We start from the raw sequence: 25714 nt of genomic DNA on the forward strand, positions 1-25714 counted from the left end.
GTGCCGCTGACCTGTCCGAAGTATTGCAAGCCCGGCATGGCCCTCTGTAGCCCGTTGCGCTGACCTTTCGCATGTGGCCGTGTGCGTTCAGGAACTTTTCAAGTGCGTCCATTGCTGCCCCCAATCTGCTGCAGGAATTGCGCCGCCTGGGTCATGGTGTCGAGCTGGCGAGTAAATCCCCAGCGTTCGGCCAGCATCACGCCATCAGCCAAGCGCAGCAGGGCGTAACCCTTGAGCGAAAACTGAGCTTGAAGCGCGGCGAAGGCTTTGGGGTCGGCGCTAGCGCTGGTACATTGCTCCGGGTCTGCTGACGTTTTTTCTTCGATGCCTTGCGCCGCTCCACCGGCCAGGGCATCCGTCTTTGTGGGGCCGATCAAGCCGTTACCCCTTGGGCTTGCAGCCAGTCGCGCACCTCGCCAACGTTCCAGGCTGTGACCTTTTCGGACAGCTTAGAAGGCTTGGGAAAAGTACCGGCCTTGACCTTGCGCCATAGCGTCGGCTCGCTGAAAGGCAAGGGGGCAGGAATGCCAGTCTTGGGGTTCTGCACCAGTCGAGAAGCGCGGATAAATGCGCCTCGGGGCAGGGTATCGAATGAGGGGATGATTGGTGATGCCACTTGAGCCTCCGTGGTTGGATGGCTCAACTTTGGAGAATGGCGGTCTCTTTGTGCCCGAATTCGGTTTTCGGTTACCGAGTTGCCTTTGCCTTGAAACCGAATTCGGTTTGGACTCTAGGATTGGCGCGGGTTTGCGGGCAGCACGGTGTCGGCGGCTTTCTTCAAGTATTTGCGGACGGTGTCGTCTGAAACGTTGATCCCAAGCGCCGCCAAGTCATCTGCTATCTCTTTTGCCGCGCTGCTTTTCGCTGCCGCTGGGTCATGGCTGTAACCCTTTATGGCCATTCCTATCAAGAGCTTGAGCATGGTTTCACGTTCGCGCTTGCCCAGCGTGCGTTCTTCGCTATTGGGCTGATCGGGAGCGGATTCTTCTGGTTGCGGCGTCTCCACTGCCTTCAAACTGGCAATTGATTCATGCAGCGGTTCGATATTTGCCACTGCGTAGTTGCGGATCGATTGAGAGTACCTGTGAAGACCGTGAAGCTGTCGTGATAGCTCAACTTGCCTAAAGTGCAGGAAAGCCAGCTCCACGATGATTGAAAGAAACGCGACAAGGAGCAGTCCATACCAAGCCGTTGTGCGTGAAACATCAACGCCTAGTTGCTTGGCGATGAAAACCCACAACATCAAAGTGAGGAGTGCATAAGTAAGCGTTGTCCCTGCCTGCGCCCTTCTCCAAGAGCGAATCAGTTTCAAGGCCAAGGGCTTCTGCACTTCATCTGAATCTTTCACCATGCGATCCCTGTCGCCCCTGATTGATAGGTGCCGCGCCAGCCCGTCAGGGAACGGGTTTTCAGGGATCAGCCTAGGCGCGGCGAAAATGGATTGTGCAGCCAGTTATGCGGCCCGTAGTTGGATCACGTTATCGCGCTGCCAGGGTTCGCCCGCCTCGCAAGCGGCCAGGAACAAAGCCCATGTTTCCAATGCGGCCCGCCGTTCGGTCAGGTAGTCGTGCTGGTCATAGACGCCAACTAGCCCGCCAAGCGCGTGATTCAGGCATCGCTCGGCCACGATCAGGCCGACTCCCAAAGCTGAAAGGTGGCTCCGTGCGGTAGAGCGCAGGTCATGCGGGGTAAAGCGCCGCACCTTGTCGCCTAGCTTGTCGCAGAGCTTGACCAGCATGGCATTCACGGCCCGCTGCTCGAAGTGAACATCAGCGCCGCCACTGTTGCGGGTGCGCCGTACTTGGCGGGCAGGCAAGACAAAGCGGGAGCCACAGGCCAGGGGTTGCAGCGCCTTGAAGCACTCCACAGCAGCCGGTGCGAGTGGAATCGTAAAGCCGGTGCCGGTCTTGGAATTGGCGTCGGGAATCACCCATTCGGCCCGCTCCAGGTCGACGTCTGACCACTCGGCCCGCGTCAATTCACCGATACGAACACAGGTCAGCAGCAGCAGCTTCACGGCCTGGGCATTTTCCGCGCCGATGGCGGGCAGGGTAGGCATCACGGCCCGAAGTTCTGCTTCTGTCAGCTTGAGTCGTGCTCGGGTCGGCGCAGGCCTGCCGCAAATGGCGTGCACCGAGATACCGGCGCAGGGATTCACGATCACGGAATGATTCGCCAGCCCATGCTTGAAAATCTCCGACAGCGCAGTGAACACCAGTTCCACCACGTTGACGGTCTTGATCTTGCCGACGGCCTCAACGAATGAAACAACGTCCGATGTTGTGACTTCTCGCGCAGCCAGTCGCCCAAGCCTGGGGAGAATCACAGCGTCGATATGCTGCCTCCGCTGCGCGTAGGTTCTCGCCGCCAGCGTGGGCATTACCTTTTCGATGTAGCTCTCGGCCAATTGCTTGAAGCTCTTGGTGGTGGCGCTCTTGATCTTCTCGGTCTGGCGCTCTTTGGCGACGTCTGTTCCGGCCTGAATCTTGGCTCGTTCATCCCTTGCCCGGATTCTTGCCGCTGCTACGCCTAAGTCGGGGAATCGCCCGAGCGTCAGTTCTTTCGCCTTGCCGCCGTGCCGGTAACGCAGAACCCATGCCGCCGCGCCCGCTGCTGATAGCGTGAACGTCAGCCCGCCGCCGTCAGCCTTTGCCAATGGTGCGCCGGTCTTGATCCACTTTCGGAGCTGTACGTCTGTCAGCTTATCGACTTGTTTCGCCACGGCGCACCCCTGCAATGTGTAGTCAGTTCGCTAGCTACGCTACTAGCTACACACATCTTATGCGCTTTGGTGACGCTTCACGAGGTTAATTGATTCGATTGATCTATGCGAATCAAGTACTTGGCTCTGACTTGTGAACCCGTGTGATGCTGCTAAAAACAGTCTTTCACCTTACAGGTGGCGAGTTTCAAGGCAATCCTCAGTGACGGTTTCGATGTGAGTTCTGGCCTGGGGCCGCGCGACACGGACAAGCACCCGTGGGCATGAACTCAGAAGAGGGCGTCTGGTGGGCGGCCGCCACGGCGGCTGCGCCAGAGCAAGGCGCCATCCTACAAGGGTCCGTCAGTGAAGAGCCCGGCTGCGGAGGAAGCAGGGCAGGCCGTGCCGGATCTTTAGAGCCCGTCTCCGGCAGCGTTGTCGCGCACCCGCGCTGGGGGCAGCAGCAGGCTGAATCGGCTGCCTTTGCCGACTTCGCTGAAGACTTGCAACTCGCCGCCATGGCGTTGCATCACATGTTTGACGATGGACAGGCCCAGACCGGTGCCGCCGGTGTCGCGGGAGCGGCTGCCGTCTACACGGTAGAAGCGTTCGGTCAGGCGCGGCCAATGTTCCTTGGCAATGCCGGGGCCACTGTCCTGCACACAGATCTGCCCGCTGCCCTCAGGCAGGCGGCGCCAGCTCAGCTCGATCTCTCCGCCATCCGGGGTGTAGCGGACCGCATTGCTGAGCAGATTGCTGATGGCGCTGAGCAACTCGGCCTCGATGCCGGCCAGTTGAATCGACATGTCGGCTTCAACCTGGATTAGATGGCGGCCGCCCGACAAGGCATTGGCGTCAGCCTCCACGCGCTTGAGCAGCGGCGCGAGATCCAGCCAGCGGTCGGCGCCGGGACGCGGGCTGCCTTCCAACTGAGCCAGGGTCAGCAAGTCACTGACCAGGCCCAGCATGCGCTCGGTTTGGTGTCCCATCAAAACCAGCACGCGACGCCGCTCGGCTTCGCTAAGCGGCAATGAGCTCATGGTCTCGATGAAGCCGCTGAGCACGGTCAGCGGCGTGCGGATTTCGTGCGAAACATTGGCCACGAAATCGCGTCGCATGCCTTCCGCCCGCTCGCGCTCGGTGACGTCCTGGGTCAGCACCAAGCGCAAACCGTCGCCATACGGTCGCACGATCACCGACAAGGTGCCCAGTCCGCGGCTGCTGGCCAGTTGCAGAGGTTCCTTGAACTGGCCCGCCTGCAGATAGCTGACAAAGCTTGGGTAGCGGACCAAATTGGTGATGCGTTGTTGCAAATCGCGCTGCGGGTCGAGCGCGAAATGGTCGGCCGCCATGCGGTTGCACCAGGTCATGTGGTCGTGCGCATCCAGCATCAGCACACCATTGGGCGAGGCTTCGATGGCCGAGAGGAACTGCTGCAGCTGCAGCCGCTCCTGAGCGATCGCCCGGTCGCGCTTGCGCAGCGCGCGCTCGATCAGATAGGCCAGGTCGCCCCAGTAACCACTGCTGCGCGGCGCCTCGCCCGGATGCTTCTCGCGCAGCCACTGCATCAGGCGGCGGATGCGCAAGGTGTCGATCAGCAGCAGGGTCACCACCGCGGCCAAAACACCAAACCATTCGCCAATTTGGCTGTACCCGACCAAGGTGCCAAGGGCACGCCCGACCAGGTCACCGGCGATCACGATCAGGCCCACCAGGGCCAGGCGGGGCAGAAAACCGATGACGGTCATGAAGCTCCCTGGCTCAGGCGGAAACGGGCTGGGCTTGTTGCGAGAGCCGGTAGCCGGCGCCTCGCACGGTTTCGATCATGCGCGCGCACTGCACGCGTTCCAGCGCTTCGCGCAGGCGCTTGACATGCACGTCGACGGTGCGCTCCTCGATGAAGACATGGTCGCCCCAGACCCGGTCGAGCAGTTGCGAACGGCTGTGCACTCGCTCGGGGTGGCTCATGAAGAAATGCAGCAGGCGGAACTCGGTCGGGCCCAGCTTGACCTCAGAGCCTTCGCGGCTGACGCGACGCGTGCCCGGGTCCAGGCTCAAGCCGGCGATCACCACCACCGAATCGAGCGCCTCGGGCGCCTTGCGGCGCAGCACCGCACGGATGCGGGCCAGCAGTTCATTGGTGGAGAAAGGCTTGGTCAGGTAGTCATCGGCACCGGCGTCCAGGCCCGAGACCTTGTCGGTCTCCTCGGCGCGGGCGGTCAGCATGATGATGGGCAGGTCCTTGGTGCGCTGTTGGCCGCGCCATTGGCGGGCCAGGGCCAGGCCGCTCTGGCCTGGCAGCATCCAGTCCAGCACGACCAGGTCGGGCAGCACCCGGTCCACTTCGTACTGAGCTTGGTCTGCGCTGCTGGCCAGGGTCACCTCAAACCCGGAGTGGCGCAAATTGATGGAGATAAGTTCGGCGATGGCCGACTCGTCTTCGACGACAAGAATCCTCGACATGCTGTGCTTCTTCTCTTTGGAGTTCAGTCTTTCAAGGCCACGGATTCAATCTGGTCCAGCGGGTTGTGCCGGATGTCCGTGCCCTTGACGATGTAGATGATTTGCTCGGCCAGGTTCTTGGCGTGGTCACCGACGCGCTCGATGGCCTTGGCCACGAACACCAGGTCGATGGAGGCCGAGATGGTGCGCGGGTCTTCCATCATGTAGGTGATGAGCTTGCGCATCAGGCCGTCGAACTCCTGGTCGATCTGGTTGTCGTGCTTGATCACTTCCAGGGCTTGCACGGTGTCCAGTCGTGCGAAGGCGTCGAGCGCCTTGCGCAGCGAGGCCGTGGCCAGCTCGGCTTCGAAGGAGATGTCGCCAACCGGCAGGCGCAGGCGGCTGAACACACCAGTGTTGATCAGGCGGTGCACGGTGCGGGCGATTCGGGCCGCTTCGTCGCCGACGCGCTCGAGGTTGCCGATGGTCTTGGAGATGGCGATCAGCAGGCGCAGGTCGCGGGCCGTCGGTTGACGCAGGGCGATGATGGCCGAGAGGTCTTGGTCGATCTCAACTTCCATCTGGTTGACCCGCTCCTCGGCCACCAGCACGCGCGAAGCCGCTTCGCCGTCGAAGGAGGTCAGTGCCGACACGGCCAGCTCGACCTGCGATTCCACCAGGCCGCCCATTTCCAGCACGCGGGTCGAGATACCGCTCAGTTCCAGATCGAACTGGCTCGACAGATGTTTGTCACCCATGACTTCTACCTTTGCGAAATTGAATCAATCGTTGCAGTCTAACGAGGCACTCACGTGGGGCGGCACGGGGCCACCCTGAGCATCAGCCGAAGCGGCCGGTGATGTAGTCCTCGGTCTCCTTGCGCTTGGGCTTCATGAACACATCGCGCGTGGCGCCGTACTCGACCAGTTCGCCCAGGTACATATAGGCCACGAAATCCGACACGCGTGCGGCTTGCTGCATGCTGTGGGTGACGATGACGATGGTGTACTTGCTCTTGAGCTCTTGCAGCAGCTCTTCGATCTTGGCGGTGGCGATCGGGTCCAGGGCCGAGCAGGGCTCGTCCAGCAGCAGGACTTCCGGCTCCAGGGCAATCGCGCGGGCGATCACCAGACGTTGTTGCTGGCCGCCCGACAGGCTCAGACCGCTGCTGTCCAGGCGGTCCTTGACTTCATTCCACAGTGCAGCCTGGCGCAGCGAGCGCTCGACCGCCTCGTCCAGCTGGGCGCGGTCCTTGACGCCCAGCAAACGCAGGCCATAGGCCACATTTTCGTAGATGGACTTGGGGAAGGGGTTGGGCTTCTGGAACACCATGCCGACGCGGCGGCGCAGCTGCGCCACATTGACGCTGCGGTCGAAGATGTTCTTGTTGTCCAGATGGATCTCGCCTTCGATGCGGCAGCCATCAACCAGATCGTTCATCCGGTTGAAGCAGCGCAGCAGGGTGGACTTGCCGCAGCCGCTGGGGCCGATGAAGGCCACCACATGGCCGCGGGGGATGTTCAGCGAGACCTTGTGCAGGGCCTGCTTGGCACCGTAGAACAGGTTCAGGTCCTTGACCGACAGGGCCACGTCCAGCTCATCCAGGGGCTTGAGCGGCACGGCCGACTCAGGCACGGCGGTGGAAATCTTCAGCTTGGGCAATTCGGCGCTAGTTGCGAGGGAGCTCATGAATGTCTCTCCAGATCAAAAGTAGGTAGGGGCGGCACGGAGGTCCGGAATCAGACCGAGTCCAGCTCTTTGAATTTCTCACGCAGACGGTTGCGCATACGGATTGCCGTCAGGTTCAAACCGATGATCACGATCACCAGCAGCATGGCGGTGGCGTAGACCAAGGGTCGGGCCGCTTCCACATTGGGGCTCTGGAAGCCCACGTCGTAGATGTGGAAGCCCAGGTGCATGAATTTACGTTCCAGATGCAGGAAGGGGAAGAAGCTGTCCAGCGGCAGAGCCGGCGCCAACTTGACCACGCCCACCAGCATCAGCGGTGCCACTTCGCCGGCGGCGCGGGCCACGGCCAGGATCAGGCCAGTCATCATGGCCGGGCTGGCAATGGGCAAGACTGTGCGCCACAGGGTTTCGGCCTTGGTCGCGCCGAGAGCCAGGCTGCCCTCACGCACCGAACGCGGCACGCGGGCCAGACCTTCTTCGGTCGCCACGATCACCACCGGCAAAGTCAGCAGGGCCAGGGTCAGGGCCGACCACAGGATGCCGGGGCTGCCGAAGGTCGGGCCGGGCAGGGCTTCGGGGAAGAACAGGCGGTCGATGTTGCCGCCCAGGAAGTAGACGAAGAAGCCCAGGCCGAACACACCGTAGACGATCGAAGGCACGCCGGCCAGGTTGTTCACCGAGATGCGGATGATGCGAATCAAGGGGCCCTGCTTGGCGTACTCGCGCATATAGATGCCGGCCATGATGCCCAGCGGCGTCACGATCACGGCCATCAGCAGCACCATCATCACCGTGCCGAAGATGGCCGGGAAGATGCCGCCTTCGGTGTTGGCTTCACGCGGGTCGTCCCAGATGAATTCGCCCAGCTTCTTGGCATAGTGGCCAATCTTGCCGAACAGGCCCATGGTGTTGGCGCGGTAGACGTCGGCCACCTGGGCCAGGCTCACCTCGACCTCGCGGCCATCGGCCACGCGGCCGACAAAGCTGTCGCGGCCGATCTGCTTGCGCAGCGCATCGGTCTTTTCCTGCAGGCTGGCGAAGGTCTTGTTCAGCGCCTCGCGCTGCACCTCCATGGCGGCCTTGCTGCTGTCGCTGAGCTTGCCTTCCAGCTGCAGGCGGCGTTCTTGCAGGCGCAGGCGTTCCAGTTCGAAATTGACGCGGCCGATTTCCTTCTTCTCGACCGCATGGATCTCATTGAACAACTGCTGGGCACGCGCGGCACGCTGCTGCAACTCGGGCCAGGCGGCTTCGCCGCTGGCCACGACTTGGCCGTCCTGCTTGACCGAGACCAGGTGGCCGTAGAAATTGCCCCACTCGCGGCGCTCCACGGTCACTACATCGTCGGGCAGCGTCTGCTCACCCAGCAAGGGCAGGGGGAACCAACGGAAGTCCACGCCCGAGACATCGCGGTTGCCCATCTTGATGAGCACCCGGTCGGTGAAGGTGTCGTTGCCCGGGATCACGAAACCCGCTTCGCGCAGGCGGCGCACCGACACTTCTTCGCGTTCGCGGATCTCGCCGATCAGGCCGATGGTCGTGCCATCACGTTCCTTGTAGGTGGTCTCGACCACCGGTTTGGGCCAGAAATGGCCGAGGCCACGCAGGGCCGTCAGGGCCATCACGCCGGCCACAGCCAGCACGGACACTGCCACAGCGCCGGCGGTGAGCCAGATCCAGGGCGAGCCGCTTTTGAACCAGTCTTTCATGATTGATCGTGCTCCGTCAGATGGTGCTGTACTTTTCGCGCAGACGCTGGCGAATCAGCTCGGCGAGGGTGTTGACGAGGAAGGTGAAGGCGAACAACACCAGGGCGGACAAGAAGAGCAGGCGGTAATGGGTTTCACCGACGCCGGCTTCGGGCATTTCGACACCGATATTGGCGGACAGGGTGCGGAAGCCCGAGAACATGCTGAAGTCCATCACGGCGGTGTTGCCGGTGGCCATCAGCACGATCATGGTTTCGCCGACCGCGCGGCCCAGACCGATCATCACGGCCGAGAAAATACCGGGGCTGGCGGTCAGCAGCACCACACCCATCATGGTTTGCCAGGGCGTGGCACCCAGGGCCAGCGAACCCGAGGTCAGGGACTTGGGTACGCTGAAGATGGCGTCTTCGGCAATCGAGAAGATCGCCGGTGTGACCGCGAAGCCCATGGCAATGCCCACCACCAGCGAGTTGCGCTGCTCGAAGCTGATGCCGGCGGTGTTCGACAGCCAGTGCGGCAGGTCTCCGCCAAAGAAGGCGGCTTCAAGCGGATGACCGAGCTGGAAGAAGCCCCAGATCACCACCACCACGATCGGCATCAGCAGGGCGGCTTCCCAGCCCAGGCCCACGCGTTCGACCAAGCCGCGCGGCATCAGATGCCAGATGTAAGAGGCGACGACCATGGCCAGCGGCAACATCAGCAAGCTCATCAAGACGCCGGCCAGATTGTTCTCGACCAAGGGCGCCAGCCACAGGCCGGCCAGGAAACCCAGCACCACAGTCGGCAGGGCGGCCATCACTTCGATAGTCGGCTTGACGATCTCGCGCATGCGCTGGGTCATGAAATAGGCGGTGAAGATCGCGCCCAGGATGGCCAGAGGCATGGCAACCATCATGGCGTAGGTGGCGGCCTTGATGGTGCCGTAGGTCAGCGGCGCCAGGCTGAACTTGGGTTCAAAGTCGGCGTTCGAGGCCGAGCTTTGCCAGACATAGTCGGGCTCTTCGTAGCTTTCGTACCAGACTTTGCTCCACAGGCTGCTGAAGGAGACTTCGGGGTAATGGTTGTCCACCGACGCCGTGTAGACGCGGCCGGCCTGGTCCTGTGCCATATAGCCGTTGCCGCGCGGCGGCACGCCGAGCACCGTGATCGGTTTGTCGCTGAGCTTTTCCACGAACAGCTGACGCTGCGAGGTGGCGAAATAGCTGCCCAGATTGCCGGTCGAGTCACCGACGATGAAGCCCTTGCGGAAGAACTCGGCGCTCATGGCGGTGATGCCGGCCGGCATGGACTTGAAGTCGCGGATGCGCTTGAGCGCGAAGTTCGCGCCCTCGGTGCGTACCGGGAACCACTGGCTCAGGCCACCCTTGTCGGTACCGACGATCAACGAGAAACCGCCGCTCAACATGGTCAGGGCGGTGACCTTCTGGTCGGCCGGCGCCAGCTCGATGGTCTCCAGCAGCACGGGGCTGGATTTGTTGCTGATGTTGAAGCGGGCCAGCTTGCGCTCGCCGTGCAGCACATAGAGCTCGCGCTGCTTGGATTCAATCAGCAACTGGCGAATGCCGACAGGTGCCGAGGGGATTTCCGACTGCTGAACTTCGCTCTTGGTCTCGCCCGTCATGGCATTGGTGCTGACATTGACGGCGGACAGCAGCAGGCGGCCGTCTTCAGTCACTGCCGCCAGGGTCGAGCCCTCTTCGCTCTGCTGGATGCCCAGCAGCTTGATGGGCTTGCCCTGCGGGTCAACGCTCACCGGCGCTTCGCCGACCGGGTACTCCAGGGCGGGCGTGATGACGCGCTTGTTGTTGGGGAAGCTGACCGCAAAGCTCTGCTTGACCAGGATGACCCGGCCATCCGACAGGCCGAAGCCCTGGGCGAAGCTGCGGCGCTCGCCGATGTCGGCGCTGGTGACGGTGGCGCCTGCTGGCACCGGCACCTGGGTCTGGGCAATCTGCTCGCCGGTGGCGAACTTGAAGAAGGTGATGGCACCGCCAGCCCCGACACGCGAACCGATTTCGCGCTGCTCTTCGCCCGTCAAGGACAAAGTGGTCTGTGCCTTGTCTCCGGGGGTGGCGAACTGCTGACGATGGTCAACGCCAGGCGGCATGAACAACGGCACCACGACACTGACCAGGTACACAAAAATGGCCGAAACCGCCACGATCACGCTCAGACCACCAAAGGTCATCAGCTTCTCGAACAGCTTGTCGATCAACAGTCGCCGACTCATGGCGCGGTCGACAGTGATCGACGTTTGGGTTGGACTGGCTGTATTCATGGGTGGGAAATGTTCCGCGCTGACGTTATGAAAGGGTGGGCAGGACCAGCCTGCTCACCCTCTTCGCTCATGGGCTCTGGCGCGAGCCCTTGGTTCTGAAATCAGGACTGTGTGGCAGCCCGCAAAGCCTTGAAACGTTCGACCCGGTTCAGGGGCTTGCCACCCTTGATGCTGTCCTTGTTCATCACATAGACCAGGCTCTCGCCCTTCGGGCCCTCGCCGATGTCGGTGAAGCCGTAGGCCACTTCGCCGAAGGCCACGAAGTCCGTCATGTCCTTCAGATCGCCGAACACGTAGTAGCGGCCGTTCTTCAGCACTTCACCGTAGAACTCAGGCGCGCCAGCGAACTTACCGCTCAAGGCTTTCTCGCCCAGGCTGGGCTGGTTGTTCTTGACGTCATCACCGGTGATGCCGAAGACGACGGTAGCGCCGCCTGGGCCTTCACCGATCTTGCTGCGGGTCAGGGTGACTTCGCCGTGGTTCAGGAAGTCGCGGTAGTTCTTCAGGTCGCCGAAGGCGTGCACGCGGCCCGATTCCGGCAGGACGACGTAGAACTCCTTGATCAGTTCAACCACCGGAGCCGCTGCGGCCACGGGAGCCGGAGCAGGCGCCGGTGCGGCAGCGGCCACCACAGGGGCGGGTGCGGCCACCGGAGCGGCGGGCGTGGCCACCGGTTGGGTGCTGGCGCAGGCTGTCAGGCCCAGGACGGCGACGGCCAGGGCCGCGTTCAGTGCAGATGTCTTCATGGCTTGTATTCCTCAGTCGCTCGGTCACGGCCGCGGCCACCCGAAGGCGGCGGCGGCCACGCTGCTTATTTGCTGATTTCGCCCAGGAAACGGGCGGCCATGGCGGCCGGCACGGGCACGAAGCCGTCCTTGATGGTGACTTCCTGGCCCTGCTTGGACAGCACCATCTTGAAGAACTCGCGCTCCAGCGGGTTCAGCGGCTGGTTGGGCTTCTTGTTCACGTAGACGTAGAGCACGCGGGCCAGCGGGTAGGTGCCGTCGATGGCGTGCTTGGCATCGGGTTCGACGAAGGGCTCACCGGCCTTCTTCGACAGCGGCAAGGCGCGCACACCCGAAGTCTTGTAGCCAATGCCCGAGTAGCCCATGGCATTGATCTGGGTGGACACGCTCTGCACCACCGAAGCCGAACCCGGCTGCTCGGCCACATTGCGCTTGAAGTCACCCTTGCACAGGGCGGCGTCCTTGAAGAAGCCGTAGGTGCCCGAGACCGAGTTGCGGCCGTACATGGCGATGTCGCGGCTGGCCCACTCACCGGTCAGGCCGACCTGGCCCCACTTGGTGAAGTCAGCGGCGCCGCCGCACTTGCGGCTGACGGACAGGATGGAGTCCACATCGGTGATGGTCAGGCCCTTGATCGGGTTGTCCTTGTTGACGTAGACGGCCAGAGCGTCGATGGCCACGCCGACAGCGGTGGGTTTGTAGCCGTGCTTCTTCTCGAAGCTTTCGACTTCACGGGCGGTCATCAGGCGGCTCATAGGGCCGAAGTTGGCCGCACCTTCGGTTAGGGCCGGGGGCGCCGTGGAGGAGCCGGCACCTTGAATCTGGATATTGACGTTGGGGTAGGCGCGCTTGAACTCTTCGGCCCACAGCGTCATCAGGTTGTTCAGGGTGTCGGAGCCGACGCTGGTGAAGTTGCCGGACACGCCCGAAGCCTTCTGATACGAAGGCAGCGCCGGATCAACCTTGACAGCCTGGGCCGAAGCGGCAGTCGCAACAAACATCAGGCCTGCAATGTGCAGGGCAGCGGCAAGGCGAGAAGGGGTCATTCGTCAACTCCAGTGATTAGATGGGATGTGCTTTGTCTTTCAGCAGCCCGGATGCTAAACAGCGGTCGTGACAGAGATATGACGGAATTTGACAGAAGTCGACGCCGCGGAAAACTTTCGCCTGTCATATGACGAGTGCAAGACTGTCATATGACGGTGCAATATAGGCCAAACAGGCCGAAGCGGGGCATCAAATGCAGGGATTTGAGCGCAGAAGCCCTCCTGCGGAGTGCGCGAAGAAGGGACTCCTAGCTCAGCTTAAAAATTGAGGGCATCAACGCCCATGCTGAAGAGCCGACGCCAGGAACTCGAACATGACAGCGGGAAAGAAGCGCCATGGCCGACTTCGGGCTTGTCAAAAATGCAAGGCCGCCATGCCGCCCAAGCCGAAACCCAGCAAACCCAGGGCAACCGTGGCCCATTCCATCCAGCGCTTCTTGGTCAGCAAGGCGATGGCGGCCAGGGCGATCGACACCTGCAAGGCGGTGGTCGCCTGCGCCCAGCGGTGATGTAGGTGCATCTGTTCGGCGCTCTTTTCGTCGAAAACTTGTGACTCCTTGTCCAGGGCCTCGGCCTTCTCGCGGATGCCGCCTTTTTCTTCCTTGTAGCGCTCGACTTCTTTTTGATAGCCGGCTTTTTTGTCCTCGGCCACCAGAACCAGGGCCAGCTCGGCCATGTTTTGCTTGTTGCTCTTGGACTGGTACAGCGCCCATTGGTTGGCGGCTTCGGTCTTCTTGATGGCGGCGTCGTTCTTGTAAAGGCCTGCATTGGCCTGAGTGGCGCCACCCATATAGGAAAACATGGCGCCGACCGTCGCCAAAATGGCCGTGATCACAGCCAGCTGCCCGGCCAGGCCCTTGGGGTCGGCATGAGCGGCGTGTTCGATTTCGTGGTCGTGCGGGCCGTGCACATGGAATCCGTGTCCAGACATGGTGGCTTCAGTCCTCTTTCGATTTCAGTTTTGGAAGATTCAGGCGGCAACGCGACGCTCGTAGCGCACAAAGTCGAAGCGCCAGCCGTTCTTATCGCTGTGATGTCTCTCGCGCTGGGTCTCTGCAAACTCGGCCCCAGGCCAGGCCGGGAACCAGCTGTCGGCGTCGGCAAAGTCGCGATCCACCTCGGTCAGTTCCAAAACATCGGCATGGGCCAAGGCCTCGGCGTAGATTTGGGCGCCACCGATCACGCAGACCTGAGGCAGGCCGGCGCAAGCCTGCAAGGCGGTTTGCAAGTCTGTGAACACCTCGGCGCCGTTCAACATCAGACCCGGCTGACGTGACAGGACGATGTTGCGCCGGCCCGGCAAGGGGCGAAAGCGCTCCGGCAGTGAATCCCAGGTCTTGCGACCCATCAGCACGGGCTGACCCTGGGTCAGGGCCTTGAAATGAGCCATGTCCTCAGGCAGATGCCAGAGCAGGGCGTTGTCTCGGCCAATTTCTCGGCCACGACCGAGGGCCGCCACCAACACCAGCCGAGGCAGGGCAGCTGAGCGGCTTGGATCCGAACTCATACCGCCACCGGGGCTTTGATGGCCGGGTGCGGGTCGTAGCTTTCGAGCTCAAAGTCCTCCAGCTCGTAGCCAAAGATCGATTCCGGCCGACGCCGGATCTTCATCTGCGGGTAGGCGCGCGGTTCGCGTGCCAGCTGGGTTTGCACCTGCTCGAAGTGGTTGGCATAGATATGGCAATCACCGCCGGTCCAGACAAAGTCACCCAGGTCCAGATCGCATTGCTGGGCCAGCATCTGGGTCAACAAGGCGTAGCTCGCAATATTGAAGGGCACGCCCAGAAAGATGTCGGCACTGCGCTGGTAGAGCTGGCAGGACAGGCGACCGCGTTCGCCCGGCGCTTGCGGTGGGGCGACATAGAACTGGAAAAAAGCATGGCAAGGCATCAGGGCCATCTGGTCCAGTTCGGCCACATTCCAAGCGCTGACGATGATGCGGCGCGAATCGGGGTTGGCTTTCAGCTGCTTCACCACCTCAGCGATCTGGTCGATGTGACCGCCGCCGGCCTTGGGCCAGCTGCGCCACTGCACACCGTAGACCGGGCCCAAGCTGCCGTCCTCGCGAGCCCATTCATCCCAGATGGTGCAACCACGCTCCTGCAGCCATTGCACATTGGAGTCACCACGCAAGAACCAGAGCAGCTCCAGGATGATGGACTTCAGATGGACTTTCTTGGTCGTGACCAGCGGAAAGCCCTGGCTCAGATCGAAACGCATCTGATGACCGAACACCGATCGCGTCCCCGTGCCGGTGCGGTCGCCTTTGTGCACGCCATGCTCGAACACATGGCGCATGAAGTCTTCAAACTGCTGGGGCACCGGGCCGGCGGCGTGAGCCGGGGTGCTGGGGGCGGGGCTGCTGCTGTTCATGGGGCGCGATTCTAGTGTTGCCGGGTGTCTGTCACTCAGGATCCGGGCGCAAGCTGCGATGATGGCGTCCGTCGGCCTTCGCGGCCATGTGTCACCCGCTCCTTCCTTTTTCTTTTTGTGCTCCTATGCTGATCAAACGCCTGCTCATCGCTGTCTTGGTTCTGGTGCTCCTGACCGTGGCTTACTTCTACGCCGCCCTGAACTGGAGCTACTCCAGCGGCGAGCGCGCCGGCTGGATTCAAAAGCTGTCCAAGAAGGGCTGGGTCTGCAAGACCTGGGAAGGCGAGTTGGCCCTGGTCTCCATTCCCGGCAGCAGCACGGTCGAGAAATTCCAATTCACCATCGCTGACGACGCCACCGCCGCCGCCTTGACCGAGGTCATGGGCAAGCGCGTCAACCTGCACTACGAAGAGAAAGTCGGCCTGCCCACCAGCTGTTTTGGTGAAACCCGCCACTACGTGACCAAGGTGACGGTGGCTTCGGACATCTCGCTGTCGCCAGGGGTGGTGGTGCACACCAACCCCGGCAGCCCCGCAGCGCCTGCGGCCTCGGGTGCGACTCAGCCCTGAGGGATGATGCGCTCGGCGCTGCACTGATGGCCAAGCGATAGGCAGCCGTCTGGCTCGCCAAATTGGCCACGCTTTGCAGCATCGCCGCGCCGGAGCGCAACCCTAGAATGCTCTGCGTCACTCTGGCTTCCTAGGCTCTTCTTGTCCCTATCTTCCGCATCGGTCTCGTCAGACGCCCACAGGCTCGCATTCAGAGAGGTCTGGCTGGCGCGTTTTGGGTCGATCAGCGAGGCTGCTTCTTTGGCCGAGCAGCACCTGGCTCAGGCCGCCGGCGATGAACGTTTGATCCTGCGCATGCAGTTGGTGCTGCTGCGTTTGGGTTCGCTCAATCCCGGCGCAAGCCAGCCTTACCGAGAGTTGGCCGCACGCATGCTGGCTCTGGGTGACCGCCCCGGCAGCCTGATCGCGAGAAGCATCGCGCTGGCCGCTGAGACCTTCGGTGACGATATGGCTGCTGCGCTCGCAGCCTATGAGCAACTCAGCGACGAGATCCTCGCCCTGCAAGACCCGCTGGAACAGCATGCGGCCATGGGTCCCTCGCTGCTGCTTTACCAGGCCGCTGGCAATCTGGTGGGCTATATGCAGCAGGCCTGCCGCATGTTGCAACTGAGTCAAGAGATCGACCACAGCGGCATGCGGGCGGCGGCGCTGAACAATTTGGGCATTGCCTTCTTCTTGGCCGGCGATGAGCTGCAAGCCGCCCTCCATCTGGAGCAAGCCTTGGCCAGCAACGATCTGGGTGGCTGGGTCCGATTCAATGCCGTGACCACCCTCGCGGACATCTATGTCTCCGCCGGCGACTACGAGAAAGTGATGCCCTTGCTGCGCAAGTGGTCCTTTCCTGGAAAATCCACCGAACTGGACGGACCGAACCTCGACTACTTCCATGTGCTGGGCGCCGAGGTCTTTGCCTGCCTGGGCCAGGTTGACGAAGCGCGCGCTTATCTCGACTTTCTGGCGGCACGGCCAGAGGCCCAGCGCAGCCACGATGTGCTCTGCTTTCTGGCGATGGCGCAGGCCATGGTTCACCAGGCCGCCGGGCGCGGCGCGGAGGCCGTGGCAGCCACCGACGAAGCGCTGAGCCTGGTTCAAACCATGCCGCGGAGTGAGCTGACCTTGGTGTCCCGTTTTTGGTCCCGGGCGGCCGAGCTGAGCAGCGCACAAGGCAACTGGGAACAGGCCTACCGCTTGATGCAACGCCATCGCCTGCTCGATCAGGCCAAGAAACGGGACATGGCGGCCGTGCGCAAGGTCGCGGCACAGTTCCAGACCGACGCCAGCACGCGCGCCATCGAGGCCGCGCAGCGCGACCGCCTGACGGGGCTGGGCAATCGTGAGCGTCTGATCGCGGTCGGTGACAGCTGGATTGCCCGCGGGCTTGCGCCCAAAGTCGCCATGCTGAATGTGCAGCGCTTCAATGCGATCAATCAGGCACTTGGCCAAGACATCGGTGACGCCGTATTGCAGGCCGTTGGCGAACGCTTGAGCCAGGCCTGCATCCGCTTTGACCTGGCCTTGGCCGGCCGCGTCTACGCGGATCAGTTTGTCCTGGTGCTGGCTGGCGAAGCTGCCGACGTGGCTGGATTGCAGGCGCTGGCCTCGGACTTGTTTGCCACGCCGCTGCAGGTGGCCGGGCAATGGGTGGACATCAGCGCCGCCTGGGGGCTTTCTTACGGCCCGGCTCACGGCAACTCGATGCATCGCCTGATGAGCAATGCTGAGATTGCCTTGCACGAGGGCCGGCGCAGTGATGCCCTCTGGACGGTCTACGAACCCAGCTTGGTGCGGGCTGACCCCTTGCAGCTCTCCTTGATCTCCGAACTCAAACGCGCGGCACAGGATGATGAGTTCACCCTGCTGGTGCAGCCCAAATTCCGCCTCGCCGACAACGCCGTCACCAGCTTTGAGTCCTTGATCCGCTGGAACCACCCCAGCCGTGGGCTGGTGCCTCCGGTGGACTTCATTCCTTTCGCCGAGAGCACCGGCAATATCCGCGGCATCACCGAGTGGGTCTTGCGCCGGGCGATGCAGTTGTCAGCGCAGCTGCGCCGAGCGGGTTTGGTGTCCCAAATTGCCGTCAATGTCTCCGTGCACGATGTCGGTTCGGCCGCGTTCCCGGGCCTCTTGGCCGAGCTCTTGACAGCGACCGGCGCACAGGCCGAGGACATTCGCCTGGAGCTGACCGAGGGTGCAGTGATGAAAGATCCGGCCACCGTGATTGACCGCATGCGGGAGATCAACGCGCAAGGCTTCGAGTGGTCGGTCGATGATTTCGGCACGGGCCAGTCGTCCCTGGCTTATCTGCACATGCTGCCGGTGTCTGAGCTCAAGATCGACCGCAGCTTTGTCCGCGGCGCCGCGAACTCAAGCACCGCGCTGACCTTGCTCAAGGCCGCAATTGACCTGGGCCGAAACCTGGGCCTGTCCACCGTCGGAGAAGGCGCAGAAACCGAAGAAGAATGGGCGCTGCTGCGCCAACTCGGTTGCGGTATGGCCCAAGGCTGGTACGGCGCTCGCCCCATGCCTGAGCAGGCCTTGCTGGCCTGGCTGCAAGGCGGGGCACAGCTGGCGGGCGGCTGAAAGCACCGCCGCCAGGCTTTACTGGTCGAACTGCAGCGCCGCCAGCCGCGCATACAAGCCGCCACGCGCACTCAGCTCGGCGTGCGTGCCTTGCTCGACGATGCGCCCATGCTCCATCACGATGATGCGATCGGCGCGCTGCACCGTCGCCAGGCGGTGGGCGATGACCAGGGTGGTGCGGTCCTGCATGGCGACTTCCAGTGCAGCCTGCACCATGCGCTCGCTCTCCGCGTCGAGCGCGCTGGTGGCTTCGTCCAACAGCAGCAGGGGCGGGTTCTTGAGCATGGCGCGGGCAATGCTGATGCGCTGCCGCTGGCCGCCGGAGAGGCGCACGCCACGCTCGCCCAAGAAGGTGGCATAGCCTTCGGGCAGGGCGCGGATGAAGTCGTCGGCGAAGGCGGCTTTGGCGGCCGCCATGACCTCGGCATCGCTGGCCGCGGGTCGGCCATAGCGGATGTTTTCCATCGCACTGGTCGAGAAGATCACACTGTCCTGCGGCACCAGGCCGATGGCTGAACGCAGGTCTTGCAGACGCAAGCGATCGGTGGGCACGCCGTTGAGCAAGATGCTGCCGCTCTGCGCCTCGTAAAAACGCAGCAGCAGCTGGAACACCGTGCTCTTGCCGGCACCGCTTGGCCCGACCAGGGCCACGGTTTCACCGGGCGCGATGTCCAGACTGAAATCGGCCAGGGCCGCTTGCAAGGGCCGCGAGGGGTAGTGGAACTGCAGTTGCTGCAGGCTCAAAGCCGTGCCACCTTGCACGGCCGGCAAGGGCAGGGGGTGCTCGGCCTCGGCCACTGGGGATTCACTGGCCAGCAACTCCATCAGCCGCTCGGTCGCGCCTGCCGCACGCTGCACATCACCAAACACCTCGGCCAGCACCGCCACGCTGCTGACCAGCAGGATCACGTACACCACCGTCTGGCCCAGATGGCCGGCCGTGATCTTGCCCGCCAGCACGGCTTGCGTGCCCTGGTACAGGCCCCAGAGCAGGGCGGCAAAGGTGGCGGTGATGATGAAGGCCACCAGTCCAGAGCGCACCTTGGTGCGCTTGCGCGCGGTGTCGAAGGCGCTTTCGCTGGCGGCGTCGAAGCGCGCGGCTTCGGCATGTTCTTGGGTGTAGCTCTGCACCACGGGCACGGCATTGAGCACTTCGGCGGCGATGGCGCTGGTGTCGGCCACCCGGTCTTGCGAGGCGCGGCTGAGCTTGCGTACGCGCCGGCCGAAGTACAGCGCCGGCAAGACCACCAGCACCAGAATGCCCAGCACCTGGCCCATGACCAGCGGGTTGGTTGCCACCAGCATGACCATGGCGCCGATGCCCATGACCGTGTTGCGCAGGCCCATGCTCAAGCTGGAGCCCACCACCGTCTGCACCACGGTCGTGTCGGTGGTGATGCGGCTGAGCACCTCGCCGCTTTGCGTGGTTTCAAAAAACTCCGGGCTTTGTCGCAGCACATGGCGGTAGACGGCATTGCGCAAGTCGGCCGTCACCCGCTCGCCCAGCCAGGTCACCATGTAAAAGCGCCCGGCCGAGAACAGGCCCAGCGCCGCGCCAACGCCGAACAAGGCCAGGAAATGCTCGCGCATGGCCATCAAGCGCTCGCCATGGTTGCTGGCTCCGCCCAGGCCTTGGTCCACCAGTTGGCGCAGGGCCAGCGGGAAGGCCAAGGTGGCCAGCGCGGCCAGCACCAGAAACACCAGGGCCGCGCCGATGCGCAGGCGATAGGGGCGCAAAAACGGCCAGAGCCCGCTCAGCGAGCGCGGGTGAGCGCCCGGACGAGCGGCGGCTTTGCCGGCCGGGGCTGGCGAACTTGTCGGCTCAGGTGCAGTGGCAGGCGTGGTGACAGCTGAAGGTGATGACATGCGGCGCAGTGTAGGAGGAGGGGCGGAGTGCGCGGCGCGCTGCCGCAGCGTGAACAGGCACGAGGTCGTCGGCATATGGGGCAATCCAGGTGTTCGACAAGCCCAAGGCACAGCCGCTTCGATGTTAATTGCCTTGACAATATTTGCCTAGGCAAATAAATTGCCGACCATGCCGAAAACCAAAGCTCAAGAAACAAGGCCGCCAGCGCTGCCGTCCGGCCCTCTGCCGGCCGACGAGGGCCAGGCCAATTTCTACCAGCCCGCCAGCTACACCCGTGAGCAAAGCGTGGGTTGGCTGCTGCGCAAGCTGCAGCAGTCCATCGTCCACCAGGCCGGGCGCCAGCTCAGCGATTGCGACCTGACTCACGCCCAGTGGGGCGTGCTCATGGTGCTGCGCTTTGGCTCCAATCAATGCACAACCACGGCGCTGTGCCGCGAACTCGATGCCGATGCCGGTGCCCTGAGCCGTCTGCTGGACCGCCTGGAAACCAAAGGCCTGGTGCAGCGAGAGCGCTCCGTCGAGGACCGCCGCGTCGTGCAAGTGCAGTTGACGGACGCCGGCTATGCCGCCTCCGACCAGCTGCCGGCCCTGCTGTCCGATGTCTTCAACGCCCACCTCAAGGGCTTCAGTCATGAGGAATGGCAGCTCCTGCTCAGCCTGCTTCGTCGAATGATCGACAACGGCGAAGCCCTGCGCCAAGCCCAGTCGGCACCGGGCGCTGATTGATCGCCGGAACGAAGCCCAGCGCCCGCCGCCGCGCCCCCACTTTTCACCAGATCCCGCCATGTCTCTCTCGAAATCACATCCCTTGAAACGACTGACCCTGCTGCTGAGCCTGCCGGCCTTGCTGGCCGCCTGTGCCTTGCAGCCGGCGCTGCCGCCGGCCGCCAGCCGCCTGGCACCCAGCCAGCTGGGTCTGTCGGATGACACCGCAGCGGACACCGCCGGCCGCGCCGCACTGCCGCGCAGCGACTGGTGGACCGAGCTGCAGTCTCCCGAGCTCAACGCGCTGATGCAACGCGCCCTGAACGAGGCGCCCAGCCTGGCCCAAGCGCGCGCCCGCATTCAACGCGCCCAGGCCAGCATCGACAACGCCGAGAGCAGCGAACGCGCCGCCATAGGCCTGGGCCTGGACGCCGCCCGCCAGCGTTTCCCCGAGCACAGCGTCTACCCGCCGCCGCTGGCCGGCACCCTTCGCAACACCGCCACCCTGCAGGCTTCGGCCAGCTATGAGTGGGACTTCTTTGGCCGCCACCAGGCAGAGCTGAACGCCGCCCTGGGCAGCGCCCAGGCCGCGCGTGCCGATGCGGCCGCCGCCCAGCTGATGCTGAGCAGCCAGCTGGCGCGCAGCTATGTGCAGCTGGCTCGCGTGCTGGCCCAGCGCGAGCTGCTGGCGCGCCAGAGCGCCGAGCGCGAGCAAGCCCTGTCCCTGGTGCGTCAGCGAAGTCAGGCCGGCCTGGACACGGCCCAGGACCTGCGCGCCGCCGAGCTGCCGATCCCTGAGCTGCGCCGCCAGGCCTTGCAGCTCGATGAACAGGCCGATCTGTTGCGCCACCAGCTGGCCGCTTTGAGCGCCCAGCCCATGGCCGCACTCAAGGACTTGAAGCCTGCCCTGCCGACCACGCTGCCACTGGCAGGCGAGGGCGCTTTGGGGCTGGACCTGCTGGGCCGCCGCCCCGATGTGGTGGCTGCGCGCTGGCGCGTCGAGGCCGCCACGGCCCAAGTCAGCAGCGCCCGTGCCCAGTTCTATCCCAATATCTCGCTAGGCGCTTTTGTCGGCTTCAACGCGATCGGCTTTGACAATCTACTGAAGGCCGGCAGCTTGCAGTACGGCGTGGCACCTTCGCTGCGCCTGCCTCTGTTCGACAGCGGCCGCTTGCGCGCCCAGCTGCGCGGCTCGGCGGCCGAAGCCGACGCCGCAGTGGCGGCCTACAACAGCGCGCTGCTGGAAGCCGTGCGCGACGCCAGCGACCAGCTGCGCAGCCTGCGCTCGCTGCAAGAGCAAAAAGCCGAGCAGGCCGCCGCGCAAGCCCATGTGCAGGCCGCCTTGGAGTTGGCCCGCCAGCGCCACAACGCCGGCCTGGGCAACCGCCTGGCCGTCTTGAACGCCAGCCAGTCCCTGCTGCAACAGCAGCGCCAGGCCCTGGATCTGCAAGCCCAGACCATCGATGCCCAGCTCAATCTGCTGCGCAGCCTGGGCGGCGGCTGGACCGAAGCCAAGCCCTAACACCAGATTCACGCGGCGCCGCCCGAGCGGGCTGGCGCCAGCCACGACGCACATCGAAGAGAGCCAAGATCATGTCTGACATTCAAGCATCCAAGCCCGAAACCAACCCCAAGCGTAAGAAGGCGCTGACCGTCCTGACCCTGGTGGTGCTGATCGCCGGCATTGGCTACGGCGTCTACGACGCCATGGTCGGCCGCCGCTTCGAGCAAACCGACAACGCCTACGTCAACGCCAACGTCGTGCAGATCACGCCCCTGGTGGCCGGCACCGTGCGCGCCATCCATGCCGACGACACCGACTTCGTGCGCGCCGGCCAGGCCCTGGTCAGCCTGGACGCAGCCGACGCCCGCGTCGCCCTGGAGCAGGCGCAAAGCCAGCTGGCGCAGACCGTGCGTGAAGTGCGCGGCCTCTACGCCAACAACAGCACCTTGCAAGCGCAGATCCGCGCCCGCGACAGCGAGGTGCGCCGCGCCGAAGTACAGCTGGCCACGCTGCAGGCCGATGTGGCGCGTCGTGCGCCGCTGCTGGCCACCGGCGCCATCGGCCGCGAAGAGTATGAGCACGCCACCGCCCAGGTCGCCAGCGCCAAGAGCGCGCTGCAGACCGCGCAGTCGGCCCAGCTGACCGCCCAGGAGCAGCTGAACGCCAACCAGGTGCTGACCGAAGGCGTCAGCGTCGAGCAGCACCCCAATGTGCAGCGCGCCGCAGCCCGTGTGCGCGAAGCCTTCCTGGCCCTGCAGCGCGTGGAAGTGCCGGCGCCGGTGGACGGCTGGATCGCACGCCGCAGTGTGCAGCTGGGCCAGCGTGTGGCCGCCGGTGCGCCGCTGATGTCGGTGGTGGGCCTGCAGCAAGTCTGGGTCGACGCCAACTTCAAGGAAGGCCAACTCGCCCGCCTGCACATCGGCCAGCCCGCCACCCTGGTGGCCGATGTCTATGGCAAGAAGGTCGAATTCAAGGGCCAGATCGCCGGCCTCGGCGCCGGCACCGGCGCCGCGTTTGCCCTGCTGCCGGCGCAAAACGCCACCGGCAACTGGATCAAGGTGGTGCAGCGTGTGCCCGTTCGCATCGCGCTCGACGCCAAGCAGGTGGCCGAGCATCCCCTGCGCGTGGGCCTGTCCATGAACGTCAGCGTCGATGTGCAAGACCAGAGCGGCAAGAGCCTGGCCGAAGCACAAACCCGCCAGGCGCCGATGGCCCAGACCTCGGTGTTCGAGCGCCAGGACCAGGCGGCCGAAGCCGAAGTGGCCCGCATCATCAAGGCCAATCTGGGCAGCAAGGCAGCCGCACGAGTAGTGAAGCCTGCCACTGCGGCCGCCAAGGCCTGACCGGCGAGCCCAGCGCATGAGCAGCTCCTCCTCCGCTTCCACACCTCAGGCTTCGCTGGTGCCGCCAGCGCCTCCGCCACCCTTGCAGGGCTCGGCCCTGGTGCTGGGCACCCTGGCCCTGTCCCTGGCCACTTTCATGAACGTGCTGGACTCGTCCATCGCCAATGTCTCGTTGCCGGCGATCTCGGGCGATCTGGGCGTGAGCCCGGTGCAGGGCACCTGGGTCATCACCAGCTTTGGCGTGGCCAATGCAATCTCGGTGCCCTTGACCGGCTGGCTGACCCAGCGCTTCGGCGCGGTGCGCCTGTTCACCACCAGCGTTTTGCTCTTCGTGCTGGCCTCCTGGCTGTGCGGCTTCGCGCACTCGCTGGAGATGTTGATCGCCTGCCGGGTGCTGCAAGGCCTGGTGGCCGGGCCCATGATCCCGCTCTCGCAGACCTTGCTGATGAGCAGCTTCCCGGCCGCCAAGGCGGGCACCGCGCTGGCGCTCTGGGGCATGACCACGCTGGTGGCACCCGTGGTCGGGCCGCTCTTGGGCGGCTGGATCACGGACAACGTCTCCTGGCCCTGGATTTTTTACATCAATGTGCCCGTGGGCTTGTTCTCGGCCCTCTTGACCTGGCAGCTCTATCGCAAGCGTGAGACGCCGATCAAAAAGCTGCCCATCGATGGCGTCGGCCTGGCCCTGCTGGTCATCTGGGTCGGAGCGCTGCAGATCATGCTGGACAAGGGCAAGGAGCTGGACTGGTTCGCCAGCGGCGAGATCCAGATCCTGGCGGTCGCGGCCGCCGTGGGCTTTGCCTTCTTCGTCGCCTGGGAGCTGACCGACAAGCACCCGGTGGTGGACCTGCGCCTGTTCGCGCGCCGCAACTTCATCTTCGGCACGGCCACGCTGTCGATCGGATACGGGCTCTTCTTCGGCAATGTGGTGCTGCTGCCCCTGTGGCTGCAGCAGTGGATGGGCTACACCGCGACGGACGCCGGCATGGCGCTGGCACCGGTGGGCCTGCTGGCCATCTTGCTGTCGCCCGTGGTGGGCAAGAACGTGGCCCGCGTGGACCCGCGCAAGATCGGCACCTTTGCCTTTCTGATGTTCGCCCTGGTGCTGTGGATGCGCTCCAACTTCACCACGCAGACCGATTTCGCCACCATCATGGTGCCGACGATTCTGCAAGGCGCGGCCCTGGCCTGCTTCTTCATCCCGCTGACCACGCTGACCCTGAGCGGCCTCACGCCCGACCGCCTGCCGGCCGCCGCCGGCCTGTCCAACTTCGTGCGCATCACGGCCGGGGCCATGGGCACCTCCATCTCGACCACGCTCTGGGAAAGCCGCGCCAGCTTGCACCACCAGCACATGGTGGAGCGCCTGGCGCAGGGCGACCCGGTCGCGACCGAAGCTTTGGCCGGGCTGCAGACGGCGGGCCTGTCGCCGCAACAAGCCGCCTTCCAGATCAACCGTCTGATTGACCAGCAGGCTTTCACCCGCGCGGCCGACGATATCTTTCTTGCCTCGGCGGCCATCTTTTTGCTGCTGATTGCGGGCATCTGGTTGACCCGTCGTCCGGCGAAGTTAGCGGCGGGCACGGCGGTGGATGCGGGGGGGGCGCATTGAGGTCAGTGGCGAGGGCGTCGGCGCTGCTTCTGCTGTTCACTCAGCAGCGCATGGCTTTGCGCGACCGACTTCTTTCATTCATTGAAGCCTGGATTCCAAACTTTTCGGCAGCCAAGGCCTTCGCCTTGCGCAGGCCTTCGGGCGTCAGGTAGACCGATTCCGTTCGCCCGTGCGGATCCGTGATGCAGCCCTGCTCGTGAAGCGCGTCCATCACGGCGAAGTCGTATCGCTTCCAGACACGGCCGTTCTCGAATTCAAACGCGCCCAGCAGGGCTAGGACCGCCTCCTGCAGCTTCGCTTCGTCGTATTCCATGGGGCCTTCTTGGTTCGCCGGTGCCAGTACAAACTCAACACAACGCTCAACGACCCAAGGTTCGGGCTCAAGTAGACCGTCTGCAAGCGCGTGCAACTCGGCCTTCGAGAGTAGCGCCAAAGAAGCGTAAGCATTCGGGATCGACGTGCGCTCCATGTGCGGCCTAACGAGGCTGTCCAATAACCCGATATCCCCAACCACCCGCACTACTCTGGGCGTGTGAATGTCGGCGAAGGCGAG

At 63.9% G+C, this 25714-nt stretch carries 23 protein-coding genes; 6 read left to right on the forward strand and 17 right to left on the reverse strand.

Annotated elements, in window-relative coordinates; all coding sequences use genetic code 11:
- Positions 1-98: 98 nt before the first annotated feature.
- The 15 genes from LNV28_RS23980 to LNV28_RS24050 all read right to left on the reverse strand — a co-directional run bounded on the left by LNV28_RS23980 (position 99) and on the right by LNV28_RS24050 (position 14981).
- Positions 99-377, reverse strand: a complete 279-nt coding sequence (locus LNV28_RS23980) for a hypothetical protein (RefSeq protein WP_263520725.1) — start codon at positions 375-377, stop codon at positions 99-101.
- Entirely contained in the window at positions 374-616 is a 243-nt protein-coding gene (locus LNV28_RS23985; RefSeq protein ID WP_263520727.1) for a helix-turn-helix transcriptional regulator, read from the reverse strand. Before LNV28_RS23985 ends, LNV28_RS23980 begins: the two co-directional genes overlap by 4 nt.
- A gap of 114 nt (positions 617-730) precedes the next feature.
- Positions 731-1351 (reverse strand): hypothetical protein, encoded by a 621-nt coding sequence (locus tag LNV28_RS23990; RefSeq protein ID WP_263569067.1) that lies wholly within the window; start codon positions 1349-1351, stop codon positions 731-733.
- A gap of 102 nt (positions 1352-1453) precedes the next feature.
- A complete protein-coding gene (locus LNV28_RS23995) occupies positions 1454-2722 on the reverse strand; it encodes a tyrosine-type recombinase/integrase (protein ID WP_263520731.1) in 1269 nt (422 codons plus the stop codon).
- Positions 2723-3114: 392 nt separating this feature from the next.
- Complete coding sequence (phoR, locus tag LNV28_RS24000) at positions 3115-4449, reverse strand: phosphate regulon sensor histidine kinase PhoR (protein WP_263520732.1); 1335 nt, start codon at positions 4447-4449, stop codon at positions 3115-3117.
- 13 nt (positions 4450-4462) lie between these two features.
- Complete coding sequence (gene phoB, locus LNV28_RS24005; RefSeq protein WP_263520734.1) at positions 4463-5164, reverse strand: phosphate regulon transcriptional regulator PhoB; 702 nt, start codon at positions 5162-5164, stop codon at positions 4463-4465.
- A 23-nt stretch (positions 5165-5187) separates the two neighbouring features.
- On the reverse strand, positions 5188-5901 hold the full coding sequence (phoU, locus tag LNV28_RS24010; protein WP_263520736.1) for a phosphate signaling complex protein PhoU: 714 nt from the start codon (positions 5899-5901) through the stop codon (positions 5188-5190).
- A gap of 82 nt (positions 5902-5983) precedes the next feature.
- Positions 5984-6832: a phosphate ABC transporter ATP-binding protein PstB gene (gene pstB, locus LNV28_RS24015; RefSeq protein ID WP_263520738.1), complete on the reverse strand. Its 849-nt coding sequence runs from the start codon at positions 6830-6832 to the stop codon at positions 5984-5986.
- A 50-nt stretch (positions 6833-6882) separates the two neighbouring features.
- Positions 6883-8538, reverse strand: coding sequence for a phosphate ABC transporter permease PstA (gene pstA, locus LNV28_RS24020; RefSeq protein WP_263520739.1), 1656 nt, complete (start codon positions 8536-8538; stop codon positions 6883-6885).
- Positions 8539-8554: 16 nt separating this feature from the next.
- Positions 8555-10768: an ABC transporter permease subunit gene (locus LNV28_RS24025; RefSeq protein WP_263520741.1), complete on the reverse strand. Its 2214-nt coding sequence runs from the start codon at positions 10766-10768 to the stop codon at positions 8555-8557.
- A gap of 149 nt (positions 10769-10917) precedes the next feature.
- Positions 10918-11562: a hypothetical protein gene (locus LNV28_RS24030; RefSeq protein WP_263520743.1), complete on the reverse strand. Its 645-nt coding sequence runs from the start codon at positions 11560-11562 to the stop codon at positions 10918-10920.
- Between the two features lie 65 nt (positions 11563-11627).
- Positions 11628-12608: a PstS family phosphate ABC transporter substrate-binding protein gene (locus tag LNV28_RS24035; protein ID WP_263520744.1), complete on the reverse strand. Its 981-nt coding sequence runs from the start codon at positions 12606-12608 to the stop codon at positions 11628-11630.
- A 355-nt stretch (positions 12609-12963) separates the two neighbouring features.
- Entirely contained in the window at positions 12964-13539 is a 576-nt protein-coding gene (locus LNV28_RS24040; RefSeq protein WP_263520745.1) for a DUF4337 domain-containing protein, read from the reverse strand.
- Between the two features lie 39 nt (positions 13540-13578).
- Positions 13579-14115, reverse strand: coding sequence for a dihydrofolate reductase (locus tag LNV28_RS24045; RefSeq protein ID WP_263520747.1), 537 nt, complete (start codon positions 14113-14115; stop codon positions 13579-13581).
- Complete coding sequence (locus LNV28_RS24050) at positions 14112-14981, reverse strand: thymidylate synthase (protein WP_263520749.1); 870 nt, start codon at positions 14979-14981, stop codon at positions 14112-14114. Before LNV28_RS24050 ends, LNV28_RS24045 begins: the two co-directional genes overlap by 4 nt.
- A gap of 125 nt (positions 14982-15106) precedes the next feature.
- Between LNV28_RS24050 and LNV28_RS24055 the strand changes: the two genes are divergently transcribed.
- Together LNV28_RS24055 and LNV28_RS24060 are read left to right on the forward strand one after the other, a co-directional pair.
- Complete coding sequence (locus tag LNV28_RS24055) at positions 15107-15550, forward strand: hypothetical protein (RefSeq protein WP_263520750.1); 444 nt, start codon at positions 15107-15109, stop codon at positions 15548-15550.
- Positions 15551-15790: 240 nt separating this feature from the next.
- Positions 15791-18130, forward strand: a complete 2340-nt coding sequence (locus LNV28_RS24060) for a putative bifunctional diguanylate cyclase/phosphodiesterase (RefSeq protein ID WP_263520751.1) — start codon at positions 15791-15793, stop codon at positions 18128-18130.
- A gap of 18 nt (positions 18131-18148) precedes the next feature.
- Here LNV28_RS24060 and LNV28_RS24065 read toward each other — a convergent pair whose 3' ends face one another.
- Positions 18149-19996, reverse strand: coding sequence for an ABC transporter transmembrane domain-containing protein (locus tag LNV28_RS24065; RefSeq protein ID WP_263520754.1), 1848 nt, complete (start codon positions 19994-19996; stop codon positions 18149-18151).
- Between the two features lie 169 nt (positions 19997-20165).
- Between LNV28_RS24065 and LNV28_RS24070 the strand changes: the two genes are divergently transcribed.
- The 4 genes from LNV28_RS24070 (at position 20166) to LNV28_RS24085 (ending at position 25161) form a co-directional block, all read left to right on the forward strand.
- A complete protein-coding gene (locus LNV28_RS24070) occupies positions 20166-20723 on the forward strand; it encodes a MarR family winged helix-turn-helix transcriptional regulator (RefSeq protein WP_263520755.1) in 558 nt (185 codons plus the stop codon).
- Positions 20724-20781: 58 nt separating this feature from the next.
- Positions 20782-22224, forward strand: coding sequence for an efflux transporter outer membrane subunit (locus LNV28_RS24075; RefSeq protein ID WP_263569068.1), 1443 nt, complete (start codon positions 20782-20784; stop codon positions 22222-22224).
- 71 nt (positions 22225-22295) lie between these two features.
- A complete protein-coding gene (locus LNV28_RS24080) occupies positions 22296-23549 on the forward strand; it encodes an HlyD family secretion protein (RefSeq protein ID WP_263520759.1) in 1254 nt (417 codons plus the stop codon).
- A gap of 16 nt (positions 23550-23565) precedes the next feature.
- Complete coding sequence (locus LNV28_RS24085; protein WP_263520761.1) at positions 23566-25161, forward strand: DHA2 family efflux MFS transporter permease subunit; 1596 nt, start codon at positions 23566-23568, stop codon at positions 25159-25161.
- 40 nt (positions 25162-25201) lie between these two features.
- Here the strand turns inward: LNV28_RS24085 and LNV28_RS24090 are convergent.
- The coding region (locus tag LNV28_RS24090) for a DUF6429 family protein (protein WP_263520762.1) at positions 25202-25714 on the reverse strand (513 nt) is incomplete at its 5' end.

Source organism: Paucibacter sp. DJ2R-2 (genome assembly GCF_025717675.1).
GTDB lineage: Bacteria > Pseudomonadota > Gammaproteobacteria > Burkholderiales > Burkholderiaceae_C > Paucibacter_A.

Coding starts and splice junctions, on each gene's coding strand:
- LNV28_RS24085 (WP_263520761.1), top strand. CDS start 23,566: ATGAGCAGCTCCTCCTCCGCTTCCACACCTCAGGCTTCGCTGGTGCCG.
- LNV28_RS24050 (WP_263520749.1), bottom strand. CDS start 14,981: ATGAACAGCAGCAGCCCCGCCCCCAGCACCCCGGCTCACGCCGCCGGC.
- LNV28_RS24025 (WP_263520741.1), bottom strand. CDS start 10,768: ATGAGTCGGCGACTGTTGATCGACAAGCTGTTCGAGAAGCTGATGACC.
- LNV28_RS24030 (WP_263520743.1), bottom strand. CDS start 11,562: ATGAAGACATCTGCACTGAACGCGGCCCTGGCCGTCGCCGTCCTGGGC.
- LNV28_RS24035 (WP_263520744.1), bottom strand. CDS start 12,608: ATGACCCCTTCTCGCCTTGCCGCTGCCCTGCACATTGCAGGCCTGATG.
- pstB (WP_263520738.1), bottom strand. CDS start 6,832: ATGAGCTCCCTCGCAACTAGCGCCGAATTGCCCAAGCTGAAGATTTCC.
- LNV28_RS24075 (WP_263569068.1), top strand. CDS start 20,782: ATGTCTCTCTCGAAATCACATCCCTTGAAACGACTGACCCTGCTGCTG.
- pstA (WP_263520739.1), bottom strand. CDS start 8,538: ATGAAAGACTGGTTCAAAAGCGGCTCGCCCTGGATCTGGCTCACCGCC.
- LNV28_RS24080 (WP_263520759.1), top strand. CDS start 22,296: ATGTCTGACATTCAAGCATCCAAGCCCGAAACCAACCCCAAGCGTAAG.
- phoB (WP_263520734.1), bottom strand. CDS start 5,164: ATGTCGAGGATTCTTGTCGTCGAAGACGAGTCGGCCATCGCCGAACTT.
- LNV28_RS24045 (WP_263520747.1), bottom strand. CDS start 14,115: ATGAGTTCGGATCCAAGCCGCTCAGCTGCCCTGCCTCGGCTGGTGTTG.
- LNV28_RS24070 (WP_263520755.1), top strand. CDS start 20,166: ATGCCGAAAACCAAAGCTCAAGAAACAAGGCCGCCAGCGCTGCCGTCC.
- LNV28_RS24065 (WP_263520754.1), bottom strand. CDS start 19,996: ATGTCATCACCTTCAGCTGTCACCACGCCTGCCACTGCACCTGAGCCG.
- phoU (WP_263520736.1), bottom strand. CDS start 5,901: ATGGGTGACAAACATCTGTCGAGCCAGTTCGATCTGGAACTGAGCGGT.
- LNV28_RS23990 (WP_263569067.1), bottom strand. CDS start 1,351: ATGGTGAAAGATTCAGATGAAGTGCAGAAGCCCTTGGCCTTGAAACTG.
- phoR (WP_263520732.1), bottom strand. CDS start 4,449: ATGACCGTCATCGGTTTTCTGCCCCGCCTGGCCCTGGTGGGCCTGATC.
- LNV28_RS24055 (WP_263520750.1), top strand. CDS start 15,107: ATGCTGATCAAACGCCTGCTCATCGCTGTCTTGGTTCTGGTGCTCCTG.
- LNV28_RS24040 (WP_263520745.1), bottom strand. CDS start 13,539: ATGTCTGGACACGGATTCCATGTGCACGGCCCGCACGACCACGAAATC.